21 protein-coding genes, 1 tRNA gene and 10 pseudogenes are annotated in these 25,553 nt (G+C 67.6%); 16 read left to right on the forward strand and 16 right to left on the reverse strand.

Annotated features, from left to right (window positions below; genetic code table 11):
• Positions 1–103 precede the first annotated feature (103 nt).
• A pseudogene (locus tag ACIPUC_RS14740) lies at positions 104–1,131 on the forward strand (IS110 family transposase); the annotation flags it as partial.
• Here the strand turns inward: ACIPUC_RS14740 and ACIPUC_RS14745 are convergent.
• Positions 1,128–1,427, reverse strand: a complete 300-nt coding sequence (locus tag ACIPUC_RS14745) for a hypothetical protein (protein WP_446589619.1) — start codon at positions 1,425–1,427, stop codon at positions 1,128–1,130. The pseudogene ACIPUC_RS14740 and the gene ACIPUC_RS14745 sit on opposite strands and share 4 nt — an antisense overlap.
• A gap of 361 nt (positions 1,428–1,788) precedes the next feature.
• Here ACIPUC_RS14745 and ACIPUC_RS14750 point away from each other — a divergent pair, with 361 nt between their 5' ends.
• A complete protein-coding gene (locus ACIPUC_RS14750; protein ID WP_446589621.1) occupies positions 1,789–2,145 on the forward strand; it encodes a hypothetical protein in 357 nt (118 codons plus the stop codon).
• Here ACIPUC_RS14750 and ACIPUC_RS14755 read toward each other — a convergent pair.
• Positions 2,135–2,425: pseudogene (locus ACIPUC_RS14755) on the reverse strand (transposase); the annotation flags it as partial. The gene ACIPUC_RS14750 and the pseudogene ACIPUC_RS14755 overlap by 11 nt on opposite strands.
• 102 nt (positions 2,426–2,527) lie before the next feature.
• Positions 2,528–2,646, reverse strand: a tRNA-Gly gene (locus tag ACIPUC_RS14760).
• Positions 2,647–2,791: 145 nt separating this feature from the next.
• On the opposite strand from ACIPUC_RS14760, the pseudogene ACIPUC_RS14765 reads away from it, so the two are divergent.
• Positions 2,792–2,913, forward strand: a pseudogene (locus ACIPUC_RS14765) (IS5/IS1182 family transposase); the annotation flags it as partial.
• Positions 2,914–2,933: 20 nt separating this feature from the next.
• Here the strand turns inward: ACIPUC_RS14765 and ACIPUC_RS14770 are convergent.
• Positions 2,934–3,230: a barstar family protein gene (locus ACIPUC_RS14770; RefSeq protein WP_446589622.1), complete on the reverse strand. Its 297-nt coding sequence runs from the start codon at positions 3,228–3,230 to the stop codon at positions 2,934–2,936.
• A gap of 26 nt (positions 3,231–3,256) precedes the next feature.
• On the opposite strand from ACIPUC_RS14770, the gene ACIPUC_RS14775 reads away from it, so the two are divergent.
• Positions 3,257–3,418 carry a hypothetical protein gene (locus tag ACIPUC_RS14775; RefSeq protein WP_446589623.1) on the forward strand — a complete coding sequence of 54 codons (162 nt, stop codon included), beginning with the start codon at positions 3,257–3,259 and terminating at the stop codon, positions 3,416–3,418.
• 254 nt (positions 3,419–3,672) lie between these two features.
• On the opposite strand, the gene ACIPUC_RS14780 is transcribed toward ACIPUC_RS14775, so the two are convergent.
• Positions 3,673–4,110, reverse strand: coding sequence for a DUF3592 domain-containing protein (locus ACIPUC_RS14780; protein ID WP_446589624.1), 438 nt, complete (start codon positions 4,108–4,110; stop codon positions 3,673–3,675).
• 266 nt (positions 4,111–4,376) lie between these two features.
• A pseudogene (locus ACIPUC_RS14785) lies at positions 4,377–4,616 on the reverse strand (ATP-binding protein); the annotation flags it as partial.
• A gap of 216 nt (positions 4,617–4,832) precedes the next feature.
• On the opposite strand from ACIPUC_RS14785, the gene ACIPUC_RS14790 reads away from it, so the two are divergent.
• Together ACIPUC_RS14790 and ACIPUC_RS14795 are read left to right on the forward strand one after the other, a co-directional pair.
• Entirely contained in the window at positions 4,833–5,042 is a 210-nt protein-coding gene (locus tag ACIPUC_RS14790) for a transposase family protein (RefSeq protein WP_446589730.1), read from the forward strand.
• A 278-nt stretch (positions 5,043–5,320) separates the two neighbouring features.
• Positions 5,321–5,758, forward strand: a complete 438-nt coding sequence (locus ACIPUC_RS14795; RefSeq protein WP_446589626.1) for a hypothetical protein — start codon at positions 5,321–5,323, stop codon at positions 5,756–5,758.
• A gap of 301 nt (positions 5,759–6,059) precedes the next feature.
• Here the strand turns inward: ACIPUC_RS14795 and ACIPUC_RS14800 are convergent, their stop codons facing one another.
• Complete coding sequence (locus tag ACIPUC_RS14800) at positions 6,060–6,302, reverse strand: hypothetical protein (RefSeq protein ID WP_446589627.1); 243 nt, start codon at positions 6,300–6,302, stop codon at positions 6,060–6,062.
• A 59-nt stretch (positions 6,303–6,361) separates the two neighbouring features.
• Here ACIPUC_RS14800 and ACIPUC_RS14805 point away from each other — a divergent pair, with 59 nt between their 5' ends.
• Both ACIPUC_RS14805 and ACIPUC_RS14810 read left to right on the forward strand, forming a co-directional pair.
• Entirely contained in the window at positions 6,362–6,583 is a 222-nt protein-coding gene (locus ACIPUC_RS14805; protein ID WP_446589629.1) for a hypothetical protein, read from the forward strand.
• A 230-nt stretch (positions 6,584–6,813) separates the two neighbouring features.
• Positions 6,814–7,317 (forward strand): hypothetical protein, encoded by a 504-nt coding sequence (locus ACIPUC_RS14810; RefSeq protein WP_446589630.1) that lies wholly within the window; start codon positions 6,814–6,816, stop codon positions 7,315–7,317.
• Between the two features lie 244 nt (positions 7,318–7,561).
• On the opposite strand, the gene ACIPUC_RS14815 is transcribed toward ACIPUC_RS14810, so the two are convergent.
• Positions 7,562–7,900 carry a hypothetical protein gene (locus ACIPUC_RS14815; RefSeq protein ID WP_446589631.1) on the reverse strand — a complete coding sequence of 113 codons (339 nt, stop codon included), beginning with the start codon at positions 7,898–7,900 and terminating at the stop codon, positions 7,562–7,564.
• Between the two features lie 1,178 nt (positions 7,901–9,078).
• Between ACIPUC_RS14815 and ACIPUC_RS14820 the strand changes: the two are divergent.
• The 3 genes and pseudogenes from ACIPUC_RS14820 to ACIPUC_RS14830 form a co-directional block, all read left to right on the forward strand.
• Positions 9,079–9,818, forward strand: a pseudogene (locus ACIPUC_RS14820) (IS701 family transposase); the annotation flags it as partial.
• A gap of 638 nt (positions 9,819–10,456) precedes the next feature.
• The gene (locus ACIPUC_RS14825) at positions 10,457–10,915 is read left to right on the forward strand and encodes a hypothetical protein (protein ID WP_446589632.1); all 459 of its coding nucleotides are present in this window, start codon (positions 10,457–10,459) and stop codon (positions 10,913–10,915) included.
• A 603-nt stretch (positions 10,916–11,518) separates the two neighbouring features.
• Positions 11,519–12,193 (forward strand): hypothetical protein, encoded by a 675-nt coding sequence (locus ACIPUC_RS14830; protein ID WP_446589634.1) that lies wholly within the window; start codon positions 11,519–11,521, stop codon positions 12,191–12,193.
• A 627-nt stretch (positions 12,194–12,820) separates the two neighbouring features.
• On the opposite strand, the gene ACIPUC_RS14835 is transcribed toward ACIPUC_RS14830, so the two are convergent.
• Positions 12,821–13,474 carry a DUF1326 domain-containing protein gene (locus tag ACIPUC_RS14835; protein ID WP_446589635.1) on the reverse strand — a complete coding sequence of 218 codons (654 nt, stop codon included), beginning with the start codon at positions 13,472–13,474 and terminating at the stop codon, positions 12,821–12,823.
• A 392-nt stretch (positions 13,475–13,866) separates the two neighbouring features.
• Between ACIPUC_RS14835 and ACIPUC_RS14840 the strand changes: the two genes are divergently transcribed.
• On the forward strand, positions 13,867–14,007 hold the full coding sequence (locus ACIPUC_RS14840; protein WP_446589636.1) for a hypothetical protein: 141 nt from the start codon (positions 13,867–13,869) through the stop codon (positions 14,005–14,007).
• Positions 14,008–14,274: 267 nt separating this feature from the next.
• Here ACIPUC_RS14840 and ACIPUC_RS14845 read toward each other — a convergent pair.
• Positions 14,275–15,107: pseudogene (locus ACIPUC_RS14845) on the reverse strand (IS5 family transposase).
• 123 nt (positions 15,108–15,230) lie between these two features.
• Here ACIPUC_RS14845 and ACIPUC_RS14850 point away from each other — a divergent pair.
• From ACIPUC_RS14850 to ACIPUC_RS14860, 3 genes and pseudogenes are all read left to right on the forward strand, one after another.
• Positions 15,231–16,327: pseudogene (locus tag ACIPUC_RS14850) on the forward strand (IS630 family transposase); the annotation flags it as partial.
• 581 nt (positions 16,328–16,908) lie between these two features.
• A protein-coding gene (locus tag ACIPUC_RS14855) for an IS5 family transposase (protein ID WP_446589637.1) occupies positions 16,909–17,822 on the forward strand; the annotation gives its coding sequence in 2 pieces (ribosomal slippage) (positions 16,909–17,266 and positions 17,266–17,822; 915 coding nt in all).
• Between the two features lie 126 nt (positions 17,823–17,948).
• Positions 17,949–18,602: a GNAT family N-acetyltransferase gene (locus ACIPUC_RS14860; protein ID WP_446589638.1), complete on the forward strand. Its 654-nt coding sequence runs from the start codon at positions 17,949–17,951 to the stop codon at positions 18,600–18,602.
• A 109-nt stretch (positions 18,603–18,711) separates the two neighbouring features.
• Here ACIPUC_RS14860 and ACIPUC_RS14865 read toward each other — a convergent pair.
• Together ACIPUC_RS14865 and ACIPUC_RS14870 are read right to left on the reverse strand one after the other, a co-directional pair.
• Positions 18,712–19,565 (reverse strand): annotated as a pseudogene (locus ACIPUC_RS14865) (IS5 family transposase).
• A 265-nt stretch (positions 19,566–19,830) separates the two neighbouring features.
• Positions 19,831–20,223 (reverse strand): nuclear transport factor 2 family protein, encoded by a 393-nt coding sequence (locus ACIPUC_RS14870; RefSeq protein ID WP_446589639.1) that lies wholly within the window; start codon positions 20,221–20,223, stop codon positions 19,831–19,833.
• Positions 20,224–20,604: 381 nt separating this feature from the next.
• On the opposite strand from ACIPUC_RS14870, the pseudogene ACIPUC_RS14875 reads away from it, so the two are divergent.
• Positions 20,605–20,709, forward strand: a pseudogene (locus ACIPUC_RS14875) (hypothetical protein); the annotation flags it as partial.
• A 390-nt stretch (positions 20,710–21,099) separates the two neighbouring features.
• On the opposite strand, the pseudogene ACIPUC_RS14880 reads toward ACIPUC_RS14875, so the two are convergent.
• The 4 genes and pseudogenes from ACIPUC_RS14880 to ACIPUC_RS14895 all read right to left on the reverse strand — a co-directional run.
• Positions 21,100–21,759 (reverse strand): annotated as a pseudogene (locus ACIPUC_RS14880) (IS630 family transposase); the annotation flags it as partial.
• A gap of 295 nt (positions 21,760–22,054) precedes the next feature.
• Entirely contained in the window at positions 22,055–22,708 is a 654-nt protein-coding gene (locus ACIPUC_RS14885) for a hypothetical protein (protein ID WP_446589640.1), read from the reverse strand.
• 40 nt (positions 22,709–22,748) lie between these two features.
• Positions 22,749–23,822, reverse strand: a complete 1,074-nt coding sequence (locus tag ACIPUC_RS14890; protein WP_446589642.1) for a DNA polymerase III subunit beta family protein — start codon at positions 23,820–23,822, stop codon at positions 22,749–22,751.
• A 260-nt stretch (positions 23,823–24,082) separates the two neighbouring features.
• On the reverse strand, positions 24,083–25,546 hold the full coding sequence (locus ACIPUC_RS14895; protein ID WP_446589644.1) for a SulP family inorganic anion transporter: 1,464 nt from the start codon (positions 25,544–25,546) through the stop codon (positions 24,083–24,085).
• Positions 25,547–25,553: the final 7 nt, after the last annotated feature.

The following is a 25,553-nucleotide window of genomic DNA, read 5'->3' on the forward strand; positions in this document are numbered from 1 at the left end:
CCGCGAGTGGGGCGAGGGGCAGGCCGAACCCGGGGCCACCTCATCGACGATCGAGTGGCGCACGTATATCTGTACTCGGCGGAGCACTCAGAGGAGTACGCCGACAGTAATGGTCGTAGTCGACCAGCCGGCCTCGATCGGGACTCTGCCGCTGGCGGTCGCGAGGGACATGGGCTGCCCGGTCGCCTACCTGCCAGGGCTGACGATGCGAAGGATCGCCGACCTCCCCGGCGAGGCCAGGACCGACGCGAAGGACGCGTTCATCATCGCGGACGCGGCCCGAGCGATGCCCCACACCTTGCGGGCGATCGACGGCGAGGACGAGACGATCGCCCGAGCTGGAGATGATCGTGGGCTTCGACGATGATCTGGCCGGCGAGGCCACGCGAGTCGAGAACCGGGCCTGCTGACCCAGATCCATCCGTCGCTGGAGCGGATACTGGGCCCACGGCTGCAGCACCCGGCGGTGCTGGCTCTGCTGGAGCGATTCGGATCTCCGGCCCAGATCCGCAAGGCCGGCCGACGCCGCCTGGTCACGTTGTTACGGCCGAAGGCGCCGAGGATGGCCGAGCGACTGGTCGAGGAGATCTTCGAGGCTCTGGACGAGCAGACGGCCACCGTTCCGGGGACCGAGGCGGCCGCACTGATTGTCCCGAGCCTGGCCGGATCACTGACCGCAGTCCTGGACCAGCGCAAACCGGGCGAATCGAGGAACTCCTGGAGGCTCACCCTCTTTCGAAGGTCCTGAGGTCGCCGGGAGTAGGCGTCATGACCGGAGCCAGGATCCTGATCGAGGTCGGCGACGGCAGCACCTTCCCGACCGCCGGCCACCTCGCCGCCTACGCCGGCCTCGCCCCCGTGACCCGCAGTTCAGGGTCCTCGATCCGCGGCGAACAGCCCTCCCGCAGGGGAAACAAGCAGCTCAAGAGAGCTTTCTTCCTCTCCGCGTTCGCGGCCCTGGGCGACCTGGCATCCCGGACCTACTGCGACAGGAAGATTGCCCAGGGTAAGCACCACGCCCAGGCCCTGCTCTGCCTCGCCGGACGACGCGCCGACGTCCTTTTCGCGATGCTCCGCGACGGAACCTTCTACGAACCGCAGCCTGTTCGGGCCGTCGCTCCGCAGACCTAGACCAGGGCCGGGAGGTGGTCCGTGGAGCCGTAGTCGATCTTCCAGTTGGCATAGACCCCCACGGTGCCGTCCTTCTGGCACCGCAGCCCAACGGTCACCCGGCGGACCGACCCGTCGCCGACGACGGAGAACGCGACTGCGATCTCGAACTCCTCGCTCCCGCAAGGGCAGCAGGCCTCGCCCGGATCCGCGTCCTCCCAGAACTCCTCGCTATCCGCGATGAACGCACGGCCGCCGCAACCAGCGCACACCCGCTCGGCTCCGCCCTCGACGTCGTCGACGAGCACGAAGAACACGCGCCCGCCACACCCGCCGCAGACGGAAGGAACGGTCTTCACCGGACGGCTGTCGGCAGCGTTCCGGAGAAACACCGCGAGCTCCGCAGAGACACCCTCGCCAACCTGATCATCAGCATGCAGGCACATCGTTCCAGACGCCCGAACCAGCACCCATCCACCTTGACCAAAGACATAGGGGCCCCCGCAAGGACGGATCGAGGACGCTCCAAGGACGCTGTCGGCGGTCAGTGAAACTGTGCAGCCGTCAGGCTTCTGACCTGGGGTTGTGCAGGTTGGCTATGACCTTGTTTCCTGTGGTTGAAGCCCGTGCTGGTGACTGGCTCAGATGGGTGTCAGTGCGGTGTGAGAGCCTCCGGGGATGAGTTACGACCTGGCTGTCTGGGAAGGCGAGAGGCCGGCGGATGACAAGACCGCCGGCCGGGTCTTCACGGATCTGTACGACCGCTACATCGACGCCGAGGTGGAGGAGCCTCCGTCGGAACGCATCGCGGCCTACGTCACCAAGCTTCTTGAGCGGTGGTGCGACATCACCGAGGACGAGGAGGACACGTCGCCCTGGTCGACCGGCCCGTTGATCGGCGAGGCCAGTGGTCCTCTGATCTACTTCCCGATGCGGTGGAGTATGGCCGAGGAGGCGTCGGCTTACGCGGCAGCTGTGGCGGAGTCCATGGGGCTGGTCTGTTTCGACGTGCAGCAGGATCGGCTCAGGCCTTGAGCAGGGTCGTCAACCGGCGGTAGCCGATGAGGGATGCGGAGATGCCGACGAAGGCGAGGAAGTGTTCGGCTTCGCGTTCGTAGCGGCGGTGGAGCCGACGGCAGCCTGCAAGCCAGGAGACGGTTCTCTCGACTACCCAACGGTGGCGGCCCAACCGTTGTGAGGACTCGACGCCCTTGCGGGCGATGCGGTGGCGGATTCCACGATGGCGGAGCCATCGGCGCAGGTGATCATAGTCGTATCCCTTGTCGGCGTGCAGTTTCTCTGGCCGTCGCCGCGGGGCCGCGTCGTGGCTTTGTTCCCTTCAAAGGGCTCTGGCGCAACTTCTGTGGACCTGGCGCGGGCGGCAAGTCCTCGCGCTGGACCAAATCCAGGTCGGTTGCAGTGCCGACGGGATTTGAACCCGCGGACAGATGGAAGCAGGTCCGCTCCGTCTCCGTCAGTCGCCGTGGGAGGGACCTCGCCCACGGAGATCGCAATGGGCCGCTCTGCCACGGCACTGCAACCTGCGGGAATGCGCGCACTCCCGCTGCGACTCAGGGTAGAGACACCGTTCGCTGCGGACGAATCTTTATCCGGGAAGCCGGAGGCCACTGCCATGGGTCCACAGAAGTTGTGCCAGAGCCACAACCCGTGAATAAAGCCAGTCGAGCGGTGCATCGCCGACTCAAGCAGTGGCGCGGCCTCGCAATGCGGACGGATAAGCTCGCCATCGCCTACCAGGCCGCACTCCACCTTGCTGCCATCCTCATCTGGACCCGTCACCGAGCAAGCGTTCGAAGGCTTCGTCAGACCAGCTCATGGACGACGAGGCGATTGTGTTCTCCGTCAAAGATGCCGGCCAGGACGTTGGCCTCCCGCCTGTCCCCACCGAAGAGACCCCGCTGGTCGACGTGCACGATCAGAATGTCGTGGCTGTCGATCACCTCGGAGATGCCCCGGGTCTCGATCGTGTCCGACCACGCGTCCAGGTTCCGACCAAACCACCCCGGCAGCCAGCACGGCTCGGCAACAGCATCCCAGAAGTCGTTGAGTGTCTCGATCGGCCGACCGCGCAGGTCAACGGCTCTTCGCGGCCCGCGCACTGACCGCCCCGTGGACCCTGTGCCCGATGACCACCGACCCGGACAAGGCCAGGGAGTGGCTGGAGGACTGGACAGACGTCACCGGTGTCGAAGGTCTGGTCGTAAAAGCCATGAACCAGCGCTACCGGCCCGGAGCCCGCGACCGCGCCTGGATTGGCTGCGTCAGTGACAACCGACTCCAGTGGTAGGTCAGTTCTGACTCCGCTAAGGGGTGTCGGGAGCAAGATCTGAATGCGAGAAGTGACTCCACAGCCAGCGACTCCGCAGTGGATATTTGGGGCATCCCGGGTCTGCTGCTCTCCTGGCCACTCCGGAAGACGAGATTCCATCGAGTCGCAGGGAAACGGGGGCCGTCGGCCACGTCAACAACTGGGTGGCCGCCAGTGGTCGATCGATTGGATGGTCGGCTCGTGCGGGTTGACGCGCTTGCCGGAAGCAAGAATTAGAGCAGGCTCAGCACCGTGAGGAGGACACCGACCAGCCCGAGGCCCGTCAGAAACAGGAGGGTCAGCACCGTGCGCACGGTGCCCCGGCCCGCTTCGACGAGGACTGCTTGTTCCGGGCTCGACGGGAGATAGCGCAGTCGCACCTGCGCGCCCAGGGGCCGTCGACGGTCGGTGTCGATGTCGAGCCGGTACTCGCGCCCGTCGGCTGCGCGGAAGCCCACGATGGCGTGCTGTAGGCCCGCCCGGCCCTGGCCTTCCGTTAGCACGTAGGCATCCAGCACTCTGCCGTCGGTGGGTAGCCCTTCGTTGAACGTCTCGCGGACCAGCAGCCATCGGCTGCAGGTCCGCACCGCGAGTGCGACGGAGAACGATATGGCGAGGAGCCCGACAGAACCGAGCAGCAGCCGGTGGCCGTCCTCGCGTAGGAATTCCATGGCGCCCCTCCACGTCGACCTACCGCCGGGCCGCCGTCCGTGGCGCCGCCGGACGAAATCTACCGGCTCTTGCTACCGCCAAGCACTCGGCAGCGCTGCCGACGACCGTGCTGGTGGCGGCCGTTCTGCGAGGCCAGGCGACCCTGGGCGATGGAAGCCGGTTCGTGGAACAGGTCGGCTTGGCATTCTTCCTCGGCCAGCCGGTCGCGGACAAAGGCGATCAGGGCGTCGGTGCCCGGTGGAGGATGCCGGGTCGCGGGGCCCGGTCAACTGACGGCCGCGGCCGCGGCTGCTTCGGCTCGGACTCGGGTGATGGCCAGGCGGTAGGAGTCGGTGTCGGTCTCCATGATGTTGCCGCCGAAGGTGAGGCGGTCGACGATGGCGGCGCAGAGCCTGAGGTCGGTGAAGGTTTTGTCCAGCCTCCAAAAGGATTCGTTGGAGGCTATCGCCACAGAGCTCTTCTCCTCACGGTCGGTCAAAACTTGGAAGGGGTGGCTTTGTCCACGAGAACGGGTTCTGGCTCAGGTTCTGTGATCTGGCCACGGTGAGTAACGGCGGGGGCGGTGACAGGTGGTGGCGAGGTCGCCCGAAAACGGCTCTCCGTCCTGGTGGTTGGGCTGACAGTTCGGAGCCGTGGATGACCTTGCAGTTCGGTTGAAGGATCTGCTGTTCCCGTCGGTGGCGGACGTGGTGTGCTGTCGGTAGACGTGAACATCGCGATAGTGCGCGTTGACGTCCAGGGCTCGGCGGCAGGCGGGTCGTGTCCGTTGTGCGGGACGTGGTCGGACCATGTCCATGGGTCCTACCTGCGGTTTCCTACTGACGTGCCGAGCGGTGGCAGGAGTGTGGTTCTCCGATTGAGAGTGCGGCGGTTCACCTGCCGAATGCCTCCTGTGGTCGGCGGACGTTCGTCGAGCAGATACCGGGGCTGACACGTCGCCACGGCCAGCGGACGGAGCGGCTTCGCTCGACGCTGTCCGACATCGGTCTGGCCTTGGCCGGCCGGGCCGGTGCCCGCATGGCCCGGGTGGTCGGCGTCGGCGTCAGCCGGAGTACAGTCCTGCGCCTGGTAGACGCACTGCCGGAACCGGAGCCGCCCGCCCCGCGGGTGGTCGGTGTCGACGAGTACGCGACTCGCAAAGGACGGGGTCCTCCGCGTGTGAACGCTGGCGACCTTCAGTTTTTCCCATCTGCAACGGACGAGAGAAGCATGAGTGCATCCGATGGCCGGCATTGGTCCAGGCCCCAGTACCTGCACGAGGTCGTGACCAACCCGAACATCCACGTCCGGGGCACCCACAGCTACTGCAGCAATGCCTGGAGCGGGGACTTCGAGGGGTCCGTGGTGCGCTACCTCTACGGCGACGCCGTCAGCCTCGCCTCCTGGGAGCCGGCCTGGCCCATCGACCAGCTGCACGGTGTCGTCACCCGCGATGTTGCCCCTACACGATCGTCGGCGGCAGCCCCCGCCGCCCCCGTGCGAACCCGCTTCGCGCCGGGGACCGTCGACCACCTGCTCGATCTGGACGTCTACTCCTGGAACGAGGAGAAGTTCACCGTCCTGCGCGAGACGCTCTGCGCAGCCGACATCGACGCACTCGAAGAAGCCTCCCGCGCCTACGACCGGCGAACGCGCACTGTCAGGTAGGCGGGAGAACAGGGCCTGCCGCTGTCATCTGGTGAGAGATGCGCAGGTCACGCACTGACGTGAAAGCGAGCGATCGAACCTCGCCATGGCTGCGTCCGGCCGTCGGCCCGCGTCGCCGACGGAGGATGATCCTCGACCGGGGAGCGCAGGACGTCGGTGTGGATCCGGGCCCGGATTCCCGGCTCCACTGGATACTGGCGCACTGCGACGATGCCCGAGGGCGCCCACCGTCCTTCCACCGCTGACCATTGCGAACGCCCCGGTCAAGACGGCGGAGGCGGGGCGGTCATTGAGGCCTGCCTCACTCAGAGTCAGGACTCATCGTCGACCGCTCGTGCTTGTTGTGGCCGTGGCGGTAGTAAGGCGGAAAGACGATAAGCAGAACCGCTGCTGCCACCATGGCCCGGACCCAAGGGATGTCGGTCGCCAATTTCGTGAGGTGTGATATGGCTATTGCGTAGAAAAATGCCCACAAGAGAGCGGATGCTGCGGCTGTAATCCGCCGCTTGACGTTGATTGTAATCTGGCGATCGGGCGTAGACATGCTGCGCTCCCTTTCTTTCGACGGATTGCTGCCGTGACGCTCTTCTTTGTGCACTCAGAATGACCGGCGCCGGCCGGTGGGGCAAAGTCCCGGTAACCAGTGACTTGACAGCACAAGGAGGGGTCCTGTCGGGAGGCATTCTCCGTGCAGCACAGGCGCGCGGCCTTTCCCTGGCGCGGCAGGTCTTCATCGGCGCCTTGATGACCGCGGTGATCCTGCTCCTGATCGCCCCGCCGAAGAACTCCGAGCGCCGGGCCGAACATGCCGTGCAGCCGTGGTGACCCGTACTAGGTGAGTTGAGCTTCCGAGTTCTGGAACGCCTGAGTGCTGGCTTCGGGACCGTGCATGTCTCTGCAGCGACGAAGGCGCTCGTCCCGCAGACGTCAAGCCCCGAGATGCAGGGGCGTGCTCCGCTGGGCAGGGTCGGTCTTACTGGAACCAGGCGCCGCCGGGCGCCGGAAATTGATCGTAGGAGCTCGCGACGGACGGGCACGCACATGAGGAGCCAGTCGTGGCGATGGTAGGACTGTTCTGGATCACCGAGGACTCCGTGTACGTGGGTTCCCCGCCGAGCGCGGAGGGACACTGCGTCCGGATCACCTCGGAAGGGGTGCAGGCGCGGGACCCGGACGGTGTCCGGGCGTGGCCGTGGCCGATCCTGCGCTCCGCGGGCGTGGAGGCGGCGCCCGTCGGGGGCGGCTCAAGGGGCGCAGGCCGCTTCCTGGCGGCGGTGCTGGAAGCGGTGGTTACGCTGGGCTCCAGCTACGGCGGAGAGGAACCGCCACAGATGTTCCTGGTCCTGGAGACGGAGGACGGTACGGAGGAGGTGCAGGTGCCGGCGGCGACCAGGGGCTACACCTCCCGGGAGATCGCCCTGTCCCAGCACCTCCTGGCCTGCTTCCGGGAGGGCACGGCAGACCCTCGGATTCTGACGGCCTGGAGCCGGGACCACGGCGGTGACCCGCCGAAACCGCCAGAGCGCGAGGCCCTCCTGCAGGAGTGGATACACGCGTGAGCCCATCGGGCAGACGGCTCACATCTGCGCAGGTCGGCACCGCTCTGAACCCGGACGCGGCGGCCCGGCGTCTGTCTCCGTGCGTTTCGGATTGATCCACATGCTTGAGCAGACCATGGCGAACAGCCGCCGCAGCGTCGTTGGGTGAAACAGGGTTTGCAAGAGGATTGATGAGTCGATTTTATTGCGCCAGGGGCATGGTGGAAGTGACTGCAGAATAAACCCGCGACGACTCGTACCTCGATTATCGCTGAACTGCTGCCGCAATACCCTGACTGAGGTGTCGCCTAACCTTGTCGGCGTGCACTTTTTCACCCCATTTAGTGGTAAGGAAAGTCCCCTTTGGATTACCGCGAACGTGGACCTCTGAGCCGCCGTGCGGCCCAGCCTCGACCCTAGCCTGCAACTCCTGACCCCAGCTCGTAGATGTGGCGCCGGTCGAGAATTCAAGCGTCCTGACGTGATCGTCAACACTTCCCAATTTCGCGCCGTCCATGTCGTCGACCGTCTTTTGCAATGCCAACCACACTTCGTCGGGATCGCCCTGCTGTCTGAGCGTGAACGCCTGCGTGTACTTGCCCATTGCTCATCCATTCGCATTACGGATGCTCTCAATCAAGCCTGCCCGTCGTCAGCCGTGGCAGCAACCGGCCTGGACCTCGACGGACCGTCCAAGATGTCCGCTCTCGGCCGGGCCGGCTGCGGGTACCGGTGGCGGTGTGGCGGTGGGCGGTCGGCTCGGGCCTCGTTCCCCCGGCGGACGCGGATCGGGGCTGTGGTCGCGGGCGGTGGTGGAGGCCGCAGACCCGGAGCCGTGCGGCGCTACGGGGCCCGGTCACCGCGGGGTGGGCGGCCGACTGCCTGACTGAGGCCCTGGGCGTCCAGCTACCGATGCTCCGACCGAGGGGTGACCGCCTCGGCGGTCGGCCGCCTTGTCCGGGCCGGCCTTCTGGTCTGAGAAGTGTTGGTGGCATCCAGAGCCGGGGGACTCCGTGCTTGCGTACGAGACCGGTCAGCGTTGCGGCGTCGGGGAACGTGCCCATACGTCTATGGGGCGTTACGGCCCGCGTTCACCGTCGGCGCGTTCGAGGGGGGCTGCATCAGCGCTGCCTCGATCGGCTCCAGGCCCCGTAGAACGGGTTCAGATCAATGGGGATCCCCGTTCGGGCGCGGGGCCGTGTCGGCGGAAGTCGTGGTCCGGGCAGCCTTCGGGCCCCGAGTCCGCCCGGTCGGCTGAGGCCGTCGGTTGGTACTGGCCAGTTGCCATTGCAGGGCTGTTGAGGCCCAGCATGACCAGGGCCGTCGATGCCATGGCGCCGGCGAGAACCAACCTCCTTCCTCTGGCAAGTGGGCCGAGGGTTGACCGATGTGTGCGCTCGTTCACGCCTAGCTCCTTCAGGAACCCAGTGGAATGCTGAGAGACGATCTCCGTTTCCCTAGGCAGCATCGGTCATCGGGTCATCACACTTAAGGAGCCCGCAAGGGCGATCAGCCCATCGGCGTATCAAGCTCCCTCAAGCGCATCATCCGGAACGCTATTGGCTTCCCGAAGCGCCAACAAGCGCCGGTGATTCTCGATAATGTCGCCGGTCAGCGAAGGTGAACAGTCGCCAGGATTCTGAAAGGGTCGGTCTGATGCGGTGAAGGTGGTCTCACGGTGATGAGTTGGCGGCGTGGACATCGGAACGCGGTGTCGCTGGTCTGCGACAGGGGCTTGCCCACCGCTGCAATGGTGAGGGCGCCTGGTTCCTATATCTAGCCCGCTATAAAGTGCCGACGTCCTGGACGGAGGACCGCGACCGGTGCCGACGGGCCGGGATCGGCGACGATGTCGCCTTCGAGACGAAAGTGGTGACGGCCAAAAGTCGATGGTTCGCCGGGTGATCGTGGGCAAGGTCCCGTTCCGGTGGGTGACGGCTGACGCCGCCTACGGCTTCTCCAAGGGCTGGCGTTCCGAGCTCGAGAGGGCAGATGTATTCCACGTCATGGCGACCACCCGGCATGACACCGTCGTCACCCGCTGGGCCATCGACCACCCCGTCCACGACCTGTTCCCGGGCCTGCTCCGGAAGAAGTGGAAGCGCCGTTCCTGCGGGAACGGCGCCCACGGGCCCCGAATCCATGACTGGGCCCGAGTCGAGGTCCGTCCCTGGCACCGCGAGGACCGCCGTCACTGGGTGATCGCCCGCCGAAGCGTCCGCAGGCCGGACGAGATCTCGTACTACATCGCCTACTGCCCGGCCGACACCCCACTGGACGAGCTGATCCGTATCGCGGGGAGCCGGTGGACGGTGGAGGAATGCTTCCAGACCGCGAAAGGCGAGTGCGGCCTGGACGACTACCAGGTCCGCCGCTACGACGGCTGGCACCGCCACGTCACCCTGGCCATCGCCGCCCACGCCTGCCTCACCGTCCTGCGGGCCCGCGAACTCGAGACAGACAAAGCAGAAACGGATCCTCCCAGCTCATACCCCTCACCCTGCCCGAACTCCGCCGCCTGATCAGGCGGCTCACCCGGCCTCGCCCGAGCATCGCCCACGTCCTGCACTGGTCACACTGGCGACGCAGACGCACCAAGCCCGCCCAGCCACTACAAACACCGCGGCCACACACCACCAGAAGCCAACAAACCATCACAGAAAATACCGTTGCAGTACTGAGGGGTTGGGGCCGGGTTCCGGGAGCTTGCCGCGGAACCTGGTGTGCGGTGCGGCTGTGACACGGGGCAGCTGGGGGCCGCCTGCCCGCGGTCGATGCGGGTGTAGGGGTCGGGCACTGAGACACTCCGGCCTTTCTTGAGGGCACGCTGTCCTCCCCAGCCATCGATGCCGGAGGCGGAAAAGGAAGACCGTCATTCCAGCCGATGGACGTTCCACCACCCGTACGTGGCACCCCGACGCGCCGTCGTGGCAGCGGCCCTTCTTCACCGTGGGAATCAGAGATCAGCTGACCGCCAGGCGGAGCTGACGATCGACAGCGGCTCGGAAGCCTACGGCAGCCGGGATCCGGGTATCCCCGGGTCTCGGTGCCGAGCGGCATCGTGTGTGGCGGGCGCAACGCCGTCAGTCATCGCCAGGGAGTGTGAATATCCGCTAGCTTGAACGTGTTCAAGTCGAGGAGTGGCCGGAGGGGGGCGAGTATGGCGGGGATCGTGTCGCCCGGGCGAGGCGTGGCGGGCGGCGGCGTCGCGATGCGCCGGGCGCGGGCCGCCCACCCGTGGCAGCAGCGGATCGCGCTGGCCGCGCTGATCCTCCCGGTGCCGCTCGTGGTGGAAGCGCTCAAGGCGGGGCTGTCGCCGTTCGTGCTGACCGCCCCGCTCCTCCTGCTCGCGGGGCCGCCGGCCCTGCGAGCGAACCGGGCCTGGTTCATGACCTCGTGCGTGGTCCTCGCGGTCCTGCTGTCGGGGTGGGCTCTCTTCGGCCTCCTGGAGGGGGCGTGGATCTTCACGCCGTCGGCGCTGCTCCTGCTGTGTGCGAACTTCGCAGACCCGCGCGCCTATGCGACCCCGGCCGCGGTCTTCGCCTTCGCCGCCGTGGTCATCGCGGTGCTGCCCGCCGTCGGCTCGCTGGCCGCTGCCGTCCACCTGCTCGGCGGTTGAGTCGGGCAGCGCGGGCCAGACAAGATCCGAAAGAGAGGGCCGAGCCCTCCCGAGTGGTCTCGGGAGGGCCAGGCCCGTGCCATGCGCGGCCGATCGCCGCCGTCTCACCAAGGGCGCCGCACCCTGACGCCGAGCGCCCGGACGCGCTCCTGGGCCTGCGGGTCGAGCTTCAGCAACAGGTTCCGCGGCGCCACCGCGTACGCACCCATTGGGGACGGCACCACTGGTCCGATCCACTGACGCCTCCGCGAGGCGTCCCACCACCTGTGATCCCCGATCCCCACGATGGCCGAGGAAGCTCGGAAGGGGACCCACCGCCATCGTGCGATCCGGTTTCGAGAAAGAGCGGCGTTACATGAGCCCCGAACACAAGACCAGTACAACCCTCGGACCCCTGCCCAGAGCAGCCGGCGGACTGGCGGCACCCTCGCATCGCTTGCCCTGCTACTCACGGGAATCACCGGCCCCGCCGTCGCCACCGCCCAAACCATCCAGGCCACCGAAGCAGTCCGCACAGCGAGCCCCACAGCAGGAGGCGACGAATGCCGGCCGGATCACCACCGGCCAGATCACCAAGGGCCCGATGACCAGGGGCCCCGGACAGTGGCCGACGAGGACGTCGCCCACGGCGACGAGTGCCAGCTGGGCGCCACCGGTCCGACGGGCGCCACCGGCCCCCAGGATGAGCCCGGTGCAACGGGCCCGACCGGTCCAGCCGGCGCCACCGGAGCCACGGGCGCGACCGGAGCAACAGGCGCCACCGGCCCCAGCGGCGGAGCCACCGGTCCGACGGGCCCGACCGGTCCCACCGGCACCCAAGGTGAGCCCGGTACTCCGGGCGCCACGGGAGCCACCGGAGCCACGGGAGCCACCGCGTGCAACGACGTCGACGCCTACAACTTCAACGACGAAGCGGAATCTCAGATTAAGGGGGTGCTCAACAACGGCGTGACCTCCGTTGGGTTTCGCAACACCAGAAACGGTTTCACGCCCTACACGTGGTACAACCTCACCGATCCGGTCGTGCATCCCGACTATCCGACGAACGCCTGTTCCGTCTCCGTGGCTGACGTCGACGCGGAGCCCCTAGACACCGGCTTTTCCACACTTATCTCGATCCAGGTGCTGACCACTACCGGCGAGGTGTGGGAGACCCTGTGCTCTCCGCTGGCAGGCAGCCAGGGGCTTTCAGCGCTCGACTGCCATGGCGGCACCGATCCACGGACGGGGCCGTGGGTGCAGCGGACCAACCCGACCCCCGGCGACTCGCCGGGGTAGCCCCAAGTGCACCGGGGACTCATTGCGTTGGCGGGACGATGAGTTCGGCCCGTGGGTGCGGCAGATGACACCGACCGTGGGAGACCAGCACTCAACTGGGCTCAGCGCCGCCGCTGAGTGTTGATGCCGATGTCGGAGCCTGTCCGTGACGGACAGGCTCCGTCCGATGAGCCGCGCCGGTAGAGCCGGGATGAAGATCAGCTGATGGGCTTTCGTTCATATCCGAGTCAGCCCTGTTCTTGAGTGGTGACTCCTCAAGATGGCGTTGGTGTTGTCTATGTCGCGTTCGTGCTCCTCAGGCGGTTTGTTTCAGAGCCGATGGGGTGAGTACGTGTGTGAGCCCGGTCATGACAAGTGTCGTGATGGTGAGGTGAGGTGCGGTGCGGTGCGGTGCTGACGTTGTGCAGGCGGGGTCCGACGGCTTGAGTTGCTAGGTCAGAGCATGGGCGCAAACCGCTCGGGGCTCTTGCGTCCCCTCGTGATCCGTCGGTGGTGAGGGGGCCGGCGTCCCGTCCCGGGCTCTCCCGCGGAGCCAGGTCGCTTCCTGCGGATCAGTCCTCCAGCAGCTGCCGCAACCGGCAGGCGTACCACGCGGTCGCCGCGCACACGGTTTTGGCCTGCCCAGATTCAGTCCGGGCCGCTCCAGTCGAACGGGAAATGCTTGCTGGACACGCCACTGCGGTTCCAGCTGAAGCCGAAGGCGTCGGCTTGGTGGGTGGTCGCGCAACCCCAGGTAGCAATCTGGCCCGGGCCGACCTCGGAGCCCGGCGCATTGTGGACCTGCACCCGGACGCCTTCCGGGGTGGTCGGCCCGGTGAGGGCCTCGGCGCGGGCAGTGACCCGGTCGGGGATCTCGGCGCTCCAGCTGCCGAGGTCCTCGTCGATCTCCACGCGAATGGGCGCGAAGTCCATGCCGCGCATTTCAGGGCTGAAGGCCTCGCTGAACTGCGCCGGCCATCCGCCTGCCTGACCGCCGAAGATCGCATGCAGGGCGGCGCGCTGCCGCTCGTCGGCGCGCTCGTCGATGAAGGCGGCGGCATAGGCATCCGTGTGCGTGCCGGCCCATACGTTGCCGGTGAAGGACGCCAGCATCAGGAAGTTGAGACCGTCGAGCCGTACATCCCCGTAGCTGCCCTCGCGAATGTGCCAGGCCATTACGCCCTCGCAGTCACCGTAGGTCGGGGGCTGCGCGAAGGTGCAGGGGCACGGTATGGCGCACTTACAGGTGTCGAACCAGTCGCCGACCAGATGCCAGGTGGGGCTGGTGGTCGTTTCAGTCATCTCGCTGACCTCCTCGCCCCCCGCTACTGCAAGGTTCCAAGCGGCGAGGCTGCCCGACACCGGATCCCGCCGACCGCGATGGCGAAGCGGCCTCATCTCCAGCATGCGCCTGCCCGGCGACCGCGGCCCTGTACCGGGCCGTAGGCTCCCGTAGGCCCAGCGGTTCCGGAGATCCCGAGGGCGATGGCGTTCCCATGATCGACCGTACGCCTTGGCCTCGCTGGTTACGGCACGATCGATCATGAAAGACCAGCCGTAATCGCTGCTAGTCACGGCGTTGCGTCCACCGCCGACCCGATCAGCGACCGCGTCGACCGCGTCGACCGCGTCGACCGCGTCGACCGCATCTGCCGCGACTGGCGCGACTGCTTGAGAACGCCCTGGGGGCGTCCGTGCAGAAGGCGCGGGAAGCCCGGGGTGAGACGGAGGCCACCGTCCACGAGCTGCCCACCAAGAGGAAGACCGCGAAGAGGACAACCAAGAAGAAGACCACCGGTGCGGCTGAGGGCCGCACACCGCGCCGCCGCGCCTGATGTCCCGCGACAACCAACGTTGACCGTGCGCCATCGAAGTCTGACCACCGTGGCTTTTGTGACAGTGGAGGTTGATCGTGTAGGTCGGCTGGGTGTGGCGATCGTCGAGGGGGGTTAGGTGGTGCCGTCGGCGCTTCGGGGCTCAGGCTAACCGAATGAATCTCTGCGGCTACTCTTTGTTGCGGTTCATTCTGCCGGGGTAGACGGCCTGGCGGTGAATGCTCCCGAGGACCCGGCTCTGACCCGCCCTAGAGGGTGTCCGCAATGTCAGGTGGGGAGCCAGAGTCGTAGGCAGGCGAGGGTGACCAGGGCTTTGTAGTGGCGGGCTCGTTTGTCGTACCGGGTTGCGAGGGCCTTGTTCTGCTTGAGCCGGTTGAAGCAGCGTTCGACGACGTTGCGACGCCGGTAGACGGTTCGGTCGAGACGGCACAGGCTCTCGCCTCGTCGCAGGCGCCCACTGATCTGGTCGACACGTTCCGGAATCGTGCAGGCGATGCCGCGTTGTCGCAGGTAGGCGCGGATCTTCCGGGACGAGTAGCCCTTGTCCCCGACCACCCGCTGCGGTCGAGTGCGGGGCCGGCCGGGCCCGCACCGTTTGATGCGGATGCGGGCCATGACCGGCTCGAACTGCGTGCAGTCGTTCACGTTCCCGCCCGTAATCGTGAACGCCAGCGGCCGGCCGTGGCCGTCGCAGGCGAGGTGGATCTTCGTGCTCAGTCCGCCGCGGGACCGGCCGAGTCCCTCGCCGGTCCAGGGCCCCCTTTTCGGGCCCCGGCCGCGTGCTGATGGGCCCGCACGATCGTCGAGTCGACGCACACGATCGACCAGTCGACCCCGCCGATCGCGTCCGAGTGCTGCTGGACATGGGCCAGGAGCCGGTCCCAGGTGCCGTCCGCTGACCAGCGGCGGAACCGTTCATAGACCGTCTTCCACGGCCCGTACCGTTCGGGCAGGTCCCGCCAGGCAGCCCCGGTGGACAGCTTCCACAGGATCCCGTTGAGGACCTGGCGCCGGTCCCGCACCGGACGGCCCATCCGGGGCGGAGCCAGCAACGGCCCGATCACTTCCCAGGCCTGATCAGTCAGTTCATGACGTCGCACCACGAACGGAGTAACGACCAGCCGACATTGCGGACACGGCCTAGTGCTGTGACCGCGAACCTTTGCCGGGTTGCTCGGTGCTGGTTGGAAGTGACGGCGCTTCCAACAGCATGGGGAGGCGGGATGGCGCAACCGGTCAGGGTTCGCAGGCTGACCGAGCAGGAGGGGCAGAACTTCCAGAAGATCGTGCGGCGGGGCAGTACCAGCTCGGTGCGGTTTCGGCGGGCGATGATGCTGCTGGCCTCGGCCGGCGGCAGCACGGTCCCGGTCATCGCGCGTCTGGTCCAGGCGGAGGAGGACATTGTCCGCGACGTGATCCACCGCTAGAACGAGATCGGACTCGCATGCCTGAACCCTCAGTGGGCGGGAGGCCGTCCCCGCCTGCTCAGTGGTGACGATGAGGACTTCGTCGTCCAGACGGCCACCACCCGGCCGACCCAGGTCGGCAAGCCTTTCACCCGCTGGTCGATCCGCAAGCTCGCCGATCACCTGCGACGCAACATCGCCCGCCCGATCCGGATAGGCCGCGAGGCCCTGCGGTGCTTACTGGCCCGCCGGGGGATCTCCTTCCAGCGCACGAAAACCTGGAAGGAGTGCCCGGATCCGGACATCGACGCCAAGCTGGAGCGGATCGAGTACGCGATCAACGAGCGGCCCACCCGCGCGTTCGCCTTCGACGAATTCGGCCCGCTGGACATCCGCCCGACAGCCGGTTCCTGCTGGGCCGAGGAAACCCGTCCCGACCGACTGCCGGCCACCTATCGCCGCACCCACGGAATCACCTACTTCCACGGCTGCTACTCGGTCGGCGACGACAAGATGTGGGGCGTCAACCGACGCCGCACGGGCATCGACCACACCTGGGCGGCTTTGAGAACGATCCGGGCCGCCCGCCCGGACGGCGCCCCGCTCTCGTGATCCTTGACAACCTCTCCGCCCATACGAACCGGCGGATGAAACGGTGGGCGGTAAAGAACAAGGTCGAGCTGTGCTTCACCCCGACCTACGCCTCCTGGGCCAACCCCATCGAAGCCCACTTCGGACTGCTACGGCAGTTCACCCTCGCCAACTCCCACCACCCCAACCACACCACCCCAACCACACCGCCCCAGACCTGGGCCCTGCATGCCTACCTCCACTGGCGCAACCGCAACGCCCGCCACCCCGAGGTCCTCACAGCACAACGACGCGAACGCGCCCGGGTCAGCGGCCATCCCGGCCGCATGGTGGTGTGCGCGAGCGACCGTGGAGTCCACGCCGACCAGGCTGAGGTCGACCTGCCGGCGCGCCGCTGCCTCGGCGATCACCCCTCCGCCAACTCCCATCCAGCATCGGTCAGATCACTACGCGCCAACCGGGACCTCTAGCAGGTCGCAGCCTCACCGTGTCGGGCAGGATCATCAAGCTGGCGAACTCGGAACAGTCCTAGGCCCTGTCTGACAAATGATCACCGAGCAGCTGCGTGCTTGGTCCAATTGCCTTGCCGTCCTGACGACAGCCAGTGATTCTGGGCAGGTGTCAGGACAGGGGAAGAGAAGGCGGCGGCAAGAGGACGCGCGGCAGCGGCTTGCTGCCCGCACCGCGCCGGACGCGGGGCAGTGGGAAGTGGTCGTTGATACACGGGACCAGGCGGAGATGCGTACGCGGTTGCGTCATCTTCGGGATGCAGGAGTCGACGGGTCGATGATCCGGATCGACACCCTTTGCGGGCGCCTGGGGTTGCCGACCACCTACCGGCTGAGCCGTTTCGTAACGGACCCCACGCGGGAATCCGAGCACGAGCAGTCTGGTCATTGATCTTGTGGCAGGTCGAGGTGAGTTGACGGATGCGGCGTGGGAGCGGATAGAGCCCCTCTTGCCGCGGGTGGATGGTCGTGGTCGTCCGTGGCGTGATCACCGGCAGGTGGTCAACGGAGTGCTGTGGCGGCTGCGGACCGGGGCTCCGTGGCGCGACCTGCCCGAGCGGTACGGACCCTGGCAGACCGTCTACGAGCGGTTCGCCCGCTGGGAAGCGGATGGGACATGGGCGAAGCTGCTGGAACACGTCCAGGTCCGCGACGACGCGGTGGGCCGGGTGGAGTGGACCGTCGCCGTCGACTCCACGGTCAACCGCGCCCATCAGCACGCCGCCGGCGCCCGCAAAAGGGGGCCGCAGACAGGGACGAACTGGAAGATCCGGGCTGCTCGCAGACGCGCCAGGCCCTCGGCCGGTCCCGAGGCGGGCTGACCACCAAGGTCCACCTCGCCGTCGACGGCCGGGGTCTGCCCCTGTCCATCGTGCTCACACCCGGCAACGTCAACGACGCCACGGCCTTCGGTCAGGTCCTCGACGGGATCCGAGTTCCCAGAGTCGGCATCGGCCGCCCGCGCAGGACACCGACCCGAGTCTTGGGCGACAAGGCCTACTTCAGCCGGGCGATCCGGCACCTGCTGCGGCGCCGCGGCATCGCCGTCACGATCCCCGAGCGTCGCGACCAAGCGGCCAACCGTCGGCGCCGAGGGCGCCACGGCGGCCGGCCGCCTGCATTCGACAAGGAGGTCTACCGTGACCGCAACGTGGTTGAGCGATGCTTCGCCCGCCTCAAGCAGTTCCGCGCGATCGCGACCAGGTTCGACAAGCTCGCCGACCGCTACCACGCCGGAGTCGTCCTGGCCTCGCTGATCCTCTGGCTCCGCGAAACACCAGTCCGTGATCATTTGTCAGACACTGCCTAGTGGCTACCGGTGACAAGCACTCGCGGCCCCTGGCCGAGCGGCCTGCCCCTATAGTCAAATCCCATCCCTGTCGCGTAAGGTCCACTTGGTGCTATCAGCTATTACTATTCAGGGGGGCGGGCGGCAATGTCGGACACCAGGGTCAGTGAGCTCGTGCGGATGTGGATCGACGGCTGGGTCGTCTCCCGCGGCAGCTCGGACCCGATCGACGAGCCGTGGGGGTGGACGATCGACGTCGGGCAGCCCAAGCACGTCGCCCGACACGTGCTGCCGGAGCCCACCGAGGCCGACGTGCGCAAGATCGTCGCCGCGACGAGCGCGCCCGGGACGTGGCTCAAGCTGTTCGCCGAGGACCAGTCGGTCCTGCCCTGGGTCGGGCAGGGCTGGCGGCGCGACGTTCCCGGCTTTCTGATGACGTGTCACCTTGAACCGGAGCTCACCGAAGTGCCGGCCGGTTACACGCTGACCAGTTGGACCCGGGGCGGCGTCAGCCGGGTGCTGGTCCGCACGCGCGCCGGGCACTTCGCCGCCCGCGGACAGATCGCCCATGCCGGTGACCAGGTCGTGGTCGACCAGGTCGAGACCGCCGCCGAGCATCGGCGCAAGGGCCTCGGTGGCCTGGTGATGCGCACGCTGCAGAGCACCGCGTACGAGGTCGGCGCGAAGACGGGCGTCCTCGTCGGCACGCCCGAGGGCCGGGCGCTCTACTCCTCGCTGGGCTGGACCATGTGCTCTCCGATGACGAGCCTCTGGTACGAGCCATTGGATGCCGACCAGTGAGCTGATCCTGATTCACCGGACCGCCCGAGCCTTGCACTTCGATAGTACGGCGGCATTCTGTTGCTCCGCAGCCTCCAACCCACCACGTGGTCTGAACTCAGAACAGTCCCTAGTAGGAGTTGTCGTCAAAGTGGCACGCCCACATCAGGAGCGATGCGAGAGTGACGGCTGCTTGGTAGGACTGGGCGGTCTTGTCGTAGCGGGTGGCGATGCCGCGCCACTGCTTGAGGCGGTTGAAGCACCGTTCCACGACGTTGCGGTGCTTGTAGAGCTGCTTGTCGAAGGCTGGCGGGCGGCCGCGGAGACTGCCGCGCCTGGCCTGGTTGGCGATCTGGTCGGCCCGTTCGGGAATCGTGTGGGCGATGCCGCGGCGCCGCAGCCAGGTGCGGATGGCCCTGGAGCTGTAGCCCTTGTCTCCGAGGACGTGGCTGGCCCGCACGCGGGGCCGGCCCCGGCCGAGCCGGGGCACCCGTATCGCCTCCATGACGGCGGTGAACTGGGTGCAGTCGTTGGTGTTCCCACCGGTCAGGACTATGGCCAGCGGGCGGCCGGCTCCGTCGCAGGCCAGGTGGATCTTGCTGGTCAGTCCGCCGCGGGACCGCCCGAGCGCCGGGTCGCGGAGCCCCCGTTTCGGGCTCCGGCCGCGTGCTGGTGGGCGCGGACGACGGTGGAGTCGACCGACACCAGCCACTCGATGTCTCCCGCGGCATCCGCCCGGGCCTGCGCGGCCTGGAGCATCCGCTCGAAAGTCCCGTCCGCCGCCCACCTGCGGAAACGCGTGTGGAGGCTGGCCCACGGCCCGTATCGCTCAGGCACGTCCCGCCAGGCGACCCCGGTCCGGAACTTCCACACGATCCCGTTGAGGACCGTCCGGTCGTCCAGCCGGGGCCGCCCCAGCACAGGCCGGGGCAGCAACGGCTGCACGAGTCCCCACTCAGCATCGGACAGTTCATGGAGGCGTATCACCGCTCCATGATCCACAACGCAAGATCACTTTGACGACAGACCCTAGAACACCGCCGACAGCATGGGTCCGGGGACAGAGAATCAGGGTGCCTCCCATTCTCGGGTTCTGGCTCACTTTCCGCGAAGGGTTGACTGACCGTGATGCACCGGCCCGGCCGTGCGCTCGCTGCCGTCCCGGCGTGCATCAACGACGGCGCATTGGTGCTGCTGTGGTGGTCGCGGGCGCGCGCCGGCGTGGAGGCCACCGCAGCCCCTCACATCTCTACGACCAGAACTCGTCGTATGTTGCTTGGTCAGCCCAGAGCTCCCAACCTTCGGCGATCCTGCCGTCGCTGATGTGGAAGACGATCACGTAGTCCATGTCGAGCTGCTTGCCCTCGCGCGACGCAGTGGCATGGAGCAGGGCGACCGTATGGGCATCGTTGGCGAGAACATCGTGGAGCTGAGGGCGGTACGTGCCACCTGACAGCTCGAAGTCACGACCGAACATCTCGAATGTGGCCTCTCGGCCGTGAAAGTCCCCCGACAGCGGCCCGTGACCCCCGTGGTGCCAGACGACGTCGGGGTGGAAGACCTCCGCCAGCGCCTTCATGTCGCCTGCTGAGAAGGCCTCCATGGCGCGCCGGAACACACCAATGTGGGGGTGATCGGTCATCGCTTCCTCCCTTACCGGCTGTCAACGTAGGCCCAAGCCCGTTAGCCGCTTGATGGGCACACTGGCCCGGCCGGCGATGCCACCTAATTGGATGAGACCCACAGCAGACAGACAGAGCACCGACGTCACGCTCCGTCAGCCCTCCACGGAAAGTGAGCCAGAACCCACTCGGGTTCTGGCACAGCTTTCGTGCAGTGGGCACGGTGAGTGACGGTTGAGCGTTCCCAAGCGGCATGCGAAGTCGCCCGAAAATAGGCCGTGGTCCGTGCGGCTGGGCTGACAGTCCGGGCCGTGGAAGAGGTCCTGCTCCGGCTGAAGGAGCTGCTGTTCCCGGCGATCGCGGACGTCGCGGTGCGGTCGGTGAACGCGGATGTCGAGAAAGTGCGCATTGCCGCGCAGTGCACGACGGCCGGCGCTGCCTGCCCGGGATGCGGAGCCTACTCGACGGGAGTTCACAGCTCCTACCTGCGGTTTCTCGCTGATGTCCCGAGCGCCGGACGAAGCGTCGTCCTCCAGCTGTGGGTCCGGCGGTTCCGGTGCCGGAACACCAAGTGCCCGCGCCGGACGTTCGTGGAGCAGATACCCGGCCTGACCCGCAGGTATGGCCAGCCCACCGAGCGGCTGCGTTCCACCCTGGCCGCAGTCGGCCTTGCCCTGGCCGGCCGAGCGGGCGCCCGCTCGGCTGCCGTGCTCGGTATGTCCATCAGCCGGAGTACGGTCCTGCGCCTGGTCGAGGCTCTTCCCGAACCGGAAGTGCCCGCGCCGCGGGTGGTCGGCGTCGACGAGTACGCCACCCGCAAGGGCCGCCACTACGGCAACCTGGGTGACCAGGTTCATGAAGGGGACGATTCCGGTCTTCGGCTCGCAGCGGCCGAAGACTTTCGCGCGGTGGACGTCGTAGGCGGCCAGGTAGGCCAGCGCGCCGCCGCGACCGTACTCATGGTTGACGCGCACCGCCCGGGCCCGACCTGGTGCCAGGGTCGGATGGCAGCGGCAGCGGGCCTGGACGGAGGCCTTCTCGTCGCTGGAGACGACGTACTCGTCCTCGCCTAGCGGGACACCGTCGAACGTGCGGGCGTACAGGTCCAGGACACGCTGGGCCTTGGCACGGAAGTCCGGGTCACGGATGAAGATCCAGGACCGGTACTGCCAGGGCTTGAGCGCGTCCTCGCGCAGCCAGCGGCGCACCGTGGACGCGGACACGGTGTTGGTGATCCCGCGCGCGGTCAGTTCGGCGGCCAGCTCAGGGCAGGACCAGCGCGACAGCGGTACGCCGGTCTCGGCGGGTAACTGGCAGGCCAGCGCCTTGGCCTCGGCGACCTGCACGGGAGTGAAACGGGCGGGGCGCCCTGGGCGCTTGCGGTCGGCCAGGGCCGGCAGCCCGCCATGAGCGAACCGGCCCCGCCAGGTCCGGACCGTGTCCACGTGCAGGTGGGTCTCGGCGGCGATCCTGGCATTAGCCAGGCCACGTGCCGCAAGGAGGACGACTGAGGCACGCTGCCGGGCTTGGTGTGGAGTCTTGTGACCGTAAGCCATCTTCTTCAGCCGGTGGCGCTCGACGGCGGTCAACACCACTGCCACGGCAGCGCGTATGGACAAGTACCTGTCCCCTGGATCCTGCGGCAGGCTGATAAGCCCGAGCGATTTGACTGTCCCCCGCTCTTCCTGCCACCTCGTTGGACGTTCGGGGAGGTAGGAGGAGCGGGTAGTGACTGGCACGTATGACGGCCCACCGACCGCGAGGTCGGAGGGCGGCGTGATCGTTGAAGGTCCGTCGGCACCGAGGAAGGCGGCCGGTTGCCTACGCGCGTGTCACCGAGGATCAGGGCGCTCACACAGCGGACCGCACCTTGATTGCGTGGCTGAGGGCGGTCTGCTCCTCGTCGGGAAGGCGACGCTCGGCATGGAGCATGCGCAGGGCGGCGGTGATGCTCTCCTCGTCCTCAGGTGTGCCGAGGCTGCCCATGTACGGAGGCAGCAGCAGACTCAGGGCTTCGAGGTCCGTGCGTGCGCAGAGCTTGGTGAGGAGTTCGCCGACCGGGTCTTCGTGCTGCTGTGGTGCGACCGGGGTGGTGGCACGCAGTCCTGCGGCGATGCGGTAGCGGAGCCATTGCTGGTGGGGGCCTGCTGGGACGTCGTCGATGTGCTTCGCTGCGGACTCGAAGTGTTCGCGGGCCTGGTCGATCTGGCCCAGGTCCCGGTGGGCGCGGGCCATGTTGCCGTGGAGTGAGGCGTAGAAGCCGCGGACACGGTCGTCGCCGACCTTGTCGGCCCGGTTCAGGCACTCCTGGTTCCAGCGCAGGGTCTCCTGCGGGGTCGGCTGGTGCCGGGCGAGGTAGTGGGCGGCGATGCAGGCCTCGTAGTCGTCCTCAGCCGCTTCCCACGCTTGGAGGAAGAGGTCCCGCGCTCGGGCATCTCGTCCTTCGGTCTCGGCCTGCATTCCCTGCACGCACAGCTGCACGACGATGTTCTGGGGGTCGGTCATGGTTCTCCTGCGGTGATGAAGGTGTGGTGTTGAGGCAGAGTCAGCTGGAGGTGTTGAGGGCGACCGGCATGACGAGGGTGGTGAAGCTGCCCTGGTCTGCGGAACGCACCACGACAGGTCGGTCAACGGCGGAGATCTCGAGCAGGACGTCGGGCCCGACACTGGCCTCCAGAGCGGGAGCCAGGACGGCAGGGTCGAACCCGATCCGCTGGGGCAGGTCTCCATGGCAGACCGCAGGCAGGGTGACGGCGTTGGAGTGATCGGCGAGAGAGACGACCAGCTCGTCGCCGGCGAAGCTCAGAGCGATGCGTGCAGCGTCTCCATGGCTGTCGACCGCGTCACGAAGGGCCAGGCGATCCACGATCACGCGGTATTCGGGCGGGGCCAGAGCCGAAAGCATCTCGCGGTAGGCAGGGAACAGGTCATCGGTCGTCACCAGGACACGGGACTCTGACGTACTGCGTGCTCGAGCCCCGTCCGGTCCGACCTGGATGGTGACTTGGTGGACTCGTGCCGCCCATTGCCCGAACCCGATCAGGTCAGCCGCGTGCACCAGCAGACGGCAGGGCCTTCCATCGAGTGCCGTCGGCGTCAGGACGCGCATCGACAGGCGATAGCGATCGGTGGCCACCAGACGGACCTCGCCGTCATCGATTTCGATGAGGACGCAGCCAAGCGCAGGGTGCTCCATGTCGGAGGCTGCGGCTGGCACCACCTGGCGTACTGCACTGGCCAACTCCACGCCGCCGATCCGCGCTTCCGTCGTACCGTCGGCAGTCGACAGGGAACGCAGAGCCACCGCGATGGCGGCCTTGGCGGTCTGAGTCTGGTCCCGCATCCTCTCCAGGTGCTGCTCCAGCACCTCTCGGCCCTCACGCTCGGGCCCGTCGAGCACCACGGTGACCTCGGCCAGCGGCAGTCCCGCTTCTCGCAGACTGCGCAGGAGAGCGGCACGGGCCTCCTGAGCAGGGCTGTAGAAGCGGTATCCGGTCGCCCCGTCAACCCACGCCGGCCGCAGAACGCGGCAGTCGTCGTAGAAACGCAGGGCGCTCGGAGCGAGACCCACTCGCCGCGCAAAGGCGCTGATGCTCAGTAGTTCCGTGGTGCCGTCCATGGACCCGATTGTTGACCTTCATGCAACTTGAAGGTCAACTCGCCCCTCGGCCGCGTTCCACGCCACCACCAGGCACGGGAGCTTCCTCAGCGTCAACCCCCGAAGGACTTCCAAACTCGACCACTTAGTCAACCGCAGTGCTCAGCCACATGTGTGACTGAGCACTGCGAAGCGCTCCGGCCGGCGGGCCGCCCTCTCTCCATGACGTGGCCTACGACGTCTTGATGATGACTGCCAGCTGGTCGGCGCACGGCGTGCGCCTACGGCGCGGTGACCCTCACCGGTGCCGTGTCGGCCGCGCTGTGCCGCTCGGCCCAGTCCTCCAGCGCCGTGCGGCAGGCGTGGTCGACGTGGTGCAGCCCGGACAGGTCCAGCTCCACCGGGCGGTCCTGAGGCAGCGCCTCCAGACTGCCGAGGATCTTCGGCAGCCGCAGGAAGGTCGCGTTGCCCGAAAGGTACGCCTGGACGGGGCCCGCGCCCTTGTCGATGACCTCCAGCTTCACGTGCGAGGCCTGCCAGGCGGTCTTGGCGACCGACAGCGCCAGACCGATCAGCACGCCTTCGAACATGTTGACCGCGACGATGGACACGGCCGTGACCACGAGGATCAGCGCTTCACCGCGGTACGCCGTCCACAGCAGCACGACCTGCCGGAACGGGATCAGCTTCCAGCCCGCGTACACGAGGATGCCGGCGAGGGCGGGCAGCGGGATCAGCTTCAGGACGGACGGGAGGAGCGCCGCGAACAGCAGCAGCCATACGCCGTGCAGCACGCGGGAGGCCTTGGTCTTCGCGCCCGCCTGGACGTTGGCCGAGCTGCGCACGATCACGGCGGTCATCGGCAGCGCGCCGAGCAGCCCGCACACGGTGTTGCCCGCGCCCTGCGCCATGAGTTCCTTGTCGTACTCGGTGCGCGGCCCGTCGTGCAGCCGGTCCACGGCCGCCGCGCTGAACAGGCTTTCGGCGGAGGCGATCAACGCGAACGCCAGGATGGTGCCGAGGACGGCCGGCTGGGCCAGCTGACCGAAGGCGTCGGCCCCAGGCGGCTGGATCGCGCCGAGCAGTCCCTGCACCTCCACCGTGGCGACTGGAAGCCCGAACGCCAGCGAGGCCAGCGTGGCCAGCAGTACCGCCGCGAGCGCGCCCGGCACCGTCCGGGCCCGTTTCGGCATGCGCTCCCACAGCACCATCACCGCGATGGTGGCCGCGCCCAACCCGAGGGAGGCCAGGGCCTCAGCGCTGCCGACCGCGCGGACGAGCGCCCCCGGCAGCCCGACGATCTTGTCGATCCCGGACGCCGGTGCCTTCAGGCCGGCCGCCGCGTACAGCTGGCCCGCGATGATCACGAGCCCGATGCCGGCCAGCATGCCCTCGACCACCGAGACCGAGATGGCCCGGAACCAGCGGCCCAGCTTGAACGCGCCCATGAGAAGTTGGAGCAGCCCGGCGGCCAGCACGAGCACGCCGAGCGCGGGCAGCCCGAACTGGCGGACCGCCTCGAAGACGAGCACGGTCAGACCCGCGGCCGGCCCGGACACCTGCAGGCTGCTGCCGGGCATCAGTCCCGCGACGATGCCGCCCACGATGCCGGTGACCAGGCCCAGTTCCGCCGGGACGCCGGAGGCGACGGCCACGCCGACGCACAGCGGCAGCGCGACGAGGAAGACGACGAGGGAGGCGGCGAAGTCCTGCCTGAGATGCGGAGACTTGATCACAGCATTCATGGCGCCG

Source organism: Streptomyces sp. LARHCF249 (assembly GCF_052871255.1).

Excerpts from the sequence above, each read along its gene's own strand:
- ACIPUC_RS14750 (WP_446589621.1), top strand. The coding sequence starts at position 1,789 with ATGAGTTACGACCTGGCTGTCTGGGAAGGCGAGAGGCCGGCGGATGAC.
- ACIPUC_RS14775 (WP_446589623.1), top strand. The coding sequence starts at position 3,257 with ATGACCACCGACCCGGACAAGGCCAGGGAGTGGCTGGAGGACTGGACA.
- ACIPUC_RS14780 (WP_446589624.1), bottom strand. The coding sequence starts at position 4,110 with ATGGAATTCCTACGCGAGGACGGCCACCGGCTGCTGCTCGGTTCTGTC.
- ACIPUC_RS14795 (WP_446589626.1), top strand. The coding sequence starts at position 5,321 with ATGAGTGCATCCGATGGCCGGCATTGGTCCAGGCCCCAGTACCTGCAC.
- ACIPUC_RS14800 (WP_446589627.1), bottom strand. The coding sequence starts at position 6,302 with ATGTCTACGCCCGATCGCCAGATTACAATCAACGTCAAGCGGCGGATT.
- ACIPUC_RS14805 (WP_446589629.1), top strand. The coding sequence starts at position 6,362 with ATGACCGGCGCCGGCCGGTGGGGCAAAGTCCCGGTAACCAGTGACTTG.
- ACIPUC_RS14815 (WP_446589631.1), bottom strand. The coding sequence starts at position 7,900 with ATGGGCAAGTACACGCAGGCGTTCACGCTCAGACAGCAGGGCGATCCC.
- ACIPUC_RS14825 (WP_446589632.1), top strand. The coding sequence starts at position 10,457 with ATGGCGGGGATCGTGTCGCCCGGGCGAGGCGTGGCGGGCGGCGGCGTC.
- ACIPUC_RS14835 (WP_446589635.1), bottom strand. The coding sequence starts at position 13,474 with ATGACTGAAACGACCACCAGCCCCACCTGGCATCTGGTCGGCGACTGG.
- ACIPUC_RS14860 (WP_446589638.1), top strand. The coding sequence starts at position 17,949 with ATGTCGGACACCAGGGTCAGTGAGCTCGTGCGGATGTGGATCGACGGC.
- ACIPUC_RS14870 (WP_446589639.1), bottom strand. The coding sequence starts at position 20,223 with ATGACCGATCACCCCCACATTGGTGTGTTCCGGCGCGCCATGGAGGCC.
- ACIPUC_RS14885 (WP_446589640.1), bottom strand. The coding sequence starts at position 22,708 with ATGACCGACCCCCAGAACATCGTCGTGCAGCTGTGCGTGCAGGGAATG.
- ACIPUC_RS14890 (WP_446589642.1), bottom strand. The coding sequence starts at position 23,822 with ATGGACGGCACCACGGAACTACTGAGCATCAGCGCCTTTGCGCGGCGA.
- ACIPUC_RS14895 (WP_446589644.1), bottom strand. The coding sequence starts at position 25,546 with ATGAATGCTGTGATCAAGTCTCCGCATCTCAGGCAGGACTTCGCCGCC.